A 4,590-nucleotide genomic window follows, 5' to 3' on the forward strand; every position below is an offset into this window, starting at 1 on the left:
CGGCCGTCGAGGGTTGTGGTGGTTTTATCTTCATAACTCATTTATCAATTATAACATAACCGTAGCCGCTTGTCAACTATTTTGTGCCTATGTTAATAACTCCCCATCACAAGGAAGGCAGGCCAATATGCTGAACTTCTCCTACTCCAATCCCACGCGCCTCGTTTTCGGCCGCGATGCTGAACTTCAGGTAGGCGCTCAGGCGCTTGCCGTTCTCGGCGGGAAAGCCAAGGTCCTTGTGCTTTTCGGCGGCGGTTCCGCTCGCCGCACGGGGATCCTCGACGCGGTCGAAAAGAGCCTCGAGGACGCGGGTTTCTGCGTGATCGAAAAGGGCGGCGTGCAGCCCAACCCCCGCATGGGCTTCGTGCGCGACACGATTGACTGGGTGCGCGATCAGGGGATCCGCGCGATCGTTGCCGTGGGCGGCGGTTCCGTGATCGACACGGCGAAGGCCGTTGCCGCCGGCATTGAATACGAGGGCGACTGCTGGGAGCTCTTTGAAGGCCGCGCAGTGCCGCAGAAGGCGCTCCCGGTTCTTGCCGTCCTCACGATCCCTGCTGCGGGGTCGGAGCAGTCGATCCGCTGCGTGATCACGCATCACGGCACGAAGGCGGGCATCGGCGCGGAGTGCCTGCGCCCGGCCGCCGCCTTCATCAATCCCGACCGCTTCAAGACGCTCCCCGCCCATCAGATTGGGGCCGGCGTCGTCGACATGTTCTCGCACATTCTCGAGCGCTATTTCTCCAACACGACGCATACGGAATACACGGACGGTCAGGCTGAGGCGGCCCTTCGCACCATCATGGAATTCGGGCCGAAGGTGCTCGAAAAGCCTGACGATTACGACTCCTGGTGCCAGATCGGCCTTGCGGGCACCTTTGCCCACAACGGCTACTTTGGTCTCGGGCGCGAGGAAGACTGGGCCTGCCACGCGATTGAGCATGAAATTTCGGGCTGGAACGAAAACATCACGCACGGCTGTGGTCTTGCGGTGGTGATCCCGGCCTGGATGCGCTATGTGTCGCCGATGGCTCCGGAACGCTTTGTTTCCTTCGCCGTCAGGGTGATGGGCGTCGAGCCTCAGGCCGATGACCGGGCAACGATTGAGCTCGGCATTGCGAAGTTCATCGGGTGGCTGCAGCTCATGCGCATGCCGACGACGCTTGCTGCGCTCGGCGCCGCCGAATGCCCGATCGACGCCATTGCGCGCCACTGCTGCAGAAAGGGACCGGTGGGGCACCTGAAGCCGCTCGCCGCCGAAGACGTCGAAGCCATCCTCGAGGGAGCCCGATAAAGCATGGCCGATCGAGGAAAATCGCCTAGGGGACGCGGACAGTCTCAGAAAATCCAGCATCCGGGCGAAGTGCTCGCCCAGATTCTGGAGGATACGGAGCTCTCTGCCGCTGCCGGTTGGTTCGGTCTCTCAAAGGACGCCTTTCTCGCGGTTCTCGAGGGAAAGGCGCCCATGACGCGCGAAATGGCGGTGACGGCCGGGACCATTTTCGGCACCGGATCTGCACCCTGGATCGAAATGCAGGCCGCCTGGGACGAGGCGCATAAGGCGCCCGAGGAACCCGGTGCAGGCTCCTGAGCCGCGCTCGGAGACTGCGTAAAAGCACTGAACGGAAGAGCTCCCTGTGGAATTCACGCGGGGAGCTCTTCTTTTTACTGGATTCTCTATCCGGGAAGCATCAACGCTTCAGAAGATTCGTGACGGACGAATTGAGGAGGTCCGTAATCGTGAGGTTGAGGACGGGCGAGGTGCGCTTTGCGACCTCGTCGGCCGCGAGCTTGTAGGCGAGGCTCGTGAGCGTGTTTTCAAGTCCCTTCTTCGGGTCCGTCATGAGGACATTCATCGCGGGCTTGGAGCAGCTCTTCAGAACGATGCGGGTGAGAACCGTCTGAGCGTTTTTTTCCACCTGACGGATCTTTGCCTGCGGGATTTCAGTCACCGCTTTGGCGGCATCGGCCTTGCCGATGGTGACGAAGGCCCACTGCACGAAGGCATTGCGGTCGGCCTGGGACGTGTTTTTGTAGAGACAGTCGGCAAGCGCATCGCTCGCTTCAGAGGCTTGCGAAGTGCCGGCGCCGGCGGCAAGGAATGCGCCGAGCGCCAGGGTAAGGACTGTGGAAGCGCGACTCACAATGAATCTCCCTTTTCGAATGAAGCATTTTGGGAGACTGAGTGTAGTGCGCTTCTCAGAGGGACGAAGACGAGGGCTGCTCTTCGGAAGTCCCAAGTTTGTTTCGGACCGTTTCGTCCACAGCCGCGAAGAGGGTGAAGACGCCGTCGAGCGCGGCGTCCCAGGCTTCCGGTGCCGCTTCGCCCCGGAGGATCTGACGCTGCGAACTGAAGCTACTCTGAGGTTCATCCGGCATCAGATCGAAGAGGCTTTCCGCATGCTCGCAAAGATGGAGCGCGAGCTTCTCGAGCGGCGCCTGACGGGGGGCCGTCAGAGAGCGGGCTCCCTGCTCAAGCCGGGAGCGCATGCCGCGGCACCAGGCCTCGCGCTCATCCTCCTTCCAGCCCATGAAGCGGCTCGAAAGCATATGGAAGTCTTCTTCATCCCGGATCCAGAGAAGCGCTTTTCTTTCGTCGCTCATGGTGGTGCGGATGAGCATGACGGGACGGCCTTCCGCGAGTCCCGAGAAGCAGGGCGAAACGAATTGGATGGGTTCTCTCTGGCCTTTCGCCTCATCCTGAGGAAGGCTTGAAGCCCGGATGCACCGCGGTCCGAAGGAGACGCTGGCGACCGGAACGCCGGAGAGACGCGCCTTCAGGTGGTCAGTAGAGCAGAGCGCTCTGATTTCGTGAAGAAGACGCGTGCGCGCATCATGAAGTAGATCGAGCGGAAGCCGGTCGGAGAGTGCATCCGCTGCTGCAAGGCATCTGGAGAGCCGGTCGATGCGTTCAGCGCGAAGCGCGAGCGCTTCCGCGGGATCGGATGAATCAGAGTCCGAGTCATCGGGTTCGAAAGGGAGAGATGCGACAAGCCGGTAGAAGTCCGGAGAATCCCGATCGCTTGCCATTGCGGCAATCATAAGGAAGCGGTCGTTTTCGAGCGCGCAGCTGATGAAGGAGAGCGGGGCCGCGGGAGGCACGGGTTCCATAGAAAGGGCGCCGAGAATGCGGGTGCCCATGAAACGGAAGCCCTCGCCGCCGGGCAGGACCTCGAGGTCCGAAAAAAGGGCGGCATGCGGCATGGACGACTGAAATTCCTCAAGCTCCTTGCTGAGTTCGGAATGTTCATCGGTCGTCATGCGCTTCTCCTCTCTGTTTTTTGTGATTGTCCGGTGATTCTTCCCCGCGGTCTCGACATCAGAGTCCCGAGGAAGTGTCAACACTAATGCATTGCCGCGCGAAAATAGAGAGGCGCCTCTTCGGGACTCCCCGGAAATCGGGCTGAGTCCAGAGATATCCGCGCTGAGGATTAACCCGAAAGTTGCGCCGAGACGATAGAGCCGCCGGAGCGCGGCAGCTCTTCAGGAATCCAGTTTTTCTGCTTCAAATATGCGGATCGGTCTTGAAAATCACAGCCGTTGTCCGGGCTTGCCACATAGCTTGTCCCAGCCCTTGCAGGTTCAAGCGGCGGCAGAGCCTCGTTCCAGGTGTTGCTGTCTTCTTTTACGACGCACTTCTGACGCAAGTCATCAAACTCACGTTCGGTGATCCAAGCCCAAGGATGCATGAGAACGCGGGTGCTGGCATTGACTATGCAGGAGATGACCGGTGTGTAGCCCATAGTGCAGAGATGTTGTCTGAGTTCTTGCGAAGCGTGCTTCGTACAGTCCGGTGACCTCACTTGAGAAAAGCGGGATCACGCTGGCGAGTACTCAAAGCTTCCCTGTTCTCCCTCCAAATGCAATTCTTACTTTTTCAGATCGCCAGCAAGGGAGGATTGGATGCAGCAATCGAGCCGTTGAGAGATGAAGATTTGTATGACTATACTAGGGAGAGTAAGTGTCTTTAATAATAGCCATTGTCAAATCTCGATTTTGGCAGCACCCAGGGGAGCATGTGATGATCCGTATGCAAATGACTAAATTGACAATAGCGCTTACGGCCGTTATGACTGCGTTCAGTACGCATGCGGTTGGACAAGATGGGATTTCAAACGACGAATTCATCTTCAACGATGATGCTACGATCATCGCTAATGCGTCTTCTGGTACTCCAGGAATAAACTCTGGTATTGCTGCAACAAATCAGGATACTACAGTTACGATTGTTGATGGCAAGACTTTAAATATTAAGGGAGATTTGAGTGATAATATAGGTGGTATTTTCTTATTTCTAGTATAGAGAAATATGAATTAAATGTGACGGGTGATATTTCCGGACAGATAACTACTTCATTGAACAAGTCAATTCGTGGGATTAGCGCGTTCGGTAATATCGATATAAACGGTAATGTGGAATTGGTTATTAATGGCGGACCGTCCAGTGTTATAGGCGTGGGTGCTTGGAAGGGCGCGCAACTCAGATTTTCAGGCCTTTCGACGTTTAGTGTGGACATGTAGCCCGACCGCTACGGTGGCGTGATACCCTTCCAAGGCATGGGAACGGCGGGGAATAACCGGTTATCAGCT

Annotated in this window: 6 protein-coding genes; 3 read left to right on the top strand and 3 right to left on the bottom strand. The window is 57.5% G+C overall.

Annotated features, from left to right (window positions below; all coding sequences use genetic code 11):
• Positions 1-127: 127 nt before the first annotated feature.
• Together GBM95_RS11075 and GBM95_RS11080 are read left to right on the top strand one after the other, a co-directional pair.
• Positions 128-1,294, top strand: a complete 1,167-nt coding sequence (locus GBM95_RS11075; protein ID WP_152159150.1) for an iron-containing alcohol dehydrogenase — start codon at positions 128-130, stop codon at positions 1,292-1,294.
• 3 nt (positions 1,295-1,297) lie between these two features.
• Entirely contained in the window at positions 1,298-1,591 is a 294-nt protein-coding gene (locus GBM95_RS11080; RefSeq protein ID WP_152159151.1) for a helix-turn-helix transcriptional regulator, read from the top strand.
• Between the two features lie 100 nt (positions 1,592-1,691).
• Here the strand turns inward: GBM95_RS11080 and GBM95_RS11085 are convergent, their stop codons facing one another.
• The 3 genes from GBM95_RS11085 to GBM95_RS11095 all read right to left on the bottom strand — a co-directional run bounded on the left by GBM95_RS11085 (position 1,692) and on the right by GBM95_RS11095 (position 3,743).
• Entirely contained in the window at positions 1,692-2,144 is a 453-nt protein-coding gene (locus GBM95_RS11085) for a hypothetical protein (protein WP_152159152.1), read from the bottom strand.
• Between the two features lie 55 nt (positions 2,145-2,199).
• Positions 2,200-3,261 carry a hypothetical protein gene (locus GBM95_RS11090; RefSeq protein ID WP_152159153.1) on the bottom strand — a complete coding sequence of 354 codons (1,062 nt, stop codon included), beginning with the start codon at positions 3,259-3,261 and terminating at the stop codon, positions 2,200-2,202.
• Positions 3,262-3,431: 170 nt separating this feature from the next.
• Positions 3,432-3,743, bottom strand: coding sequence for a hypothetical protein (locus GBM95_RS11095; protein WP_152159154.1), 312 nt, complete (start codon positions 3,741-3,743; stop codon positions 3,432-3,434).
• Positions 3,744-4,021: 278 nt separating this feature from the next.
• Here GBM95_RS11095 and GBM95_RS11100 point away from each other — a divergent pair, with 278 nt between their 5' ends.
• Complete coding sequence (locus tag GBM95_RS11100) at positions 4,022-4,303, top strand: hypothetical protein (protein WP_152159155.1); 282 nt, start codon at positions 4,022-4,024, stop codon at positions 4,301-4,303.
• Positions 4,304-4,590 lie beyond the last annotated feature (287 nt).

This window comes from Sutterella seckii (genome assembly GCF_009183815.1).
GTDB lineage: Bacteria > Pseudomonadota > Gammaproteobacteria > Burkholderiales > Burkholderiaceae_F > Sutterella > Sutterella seckii.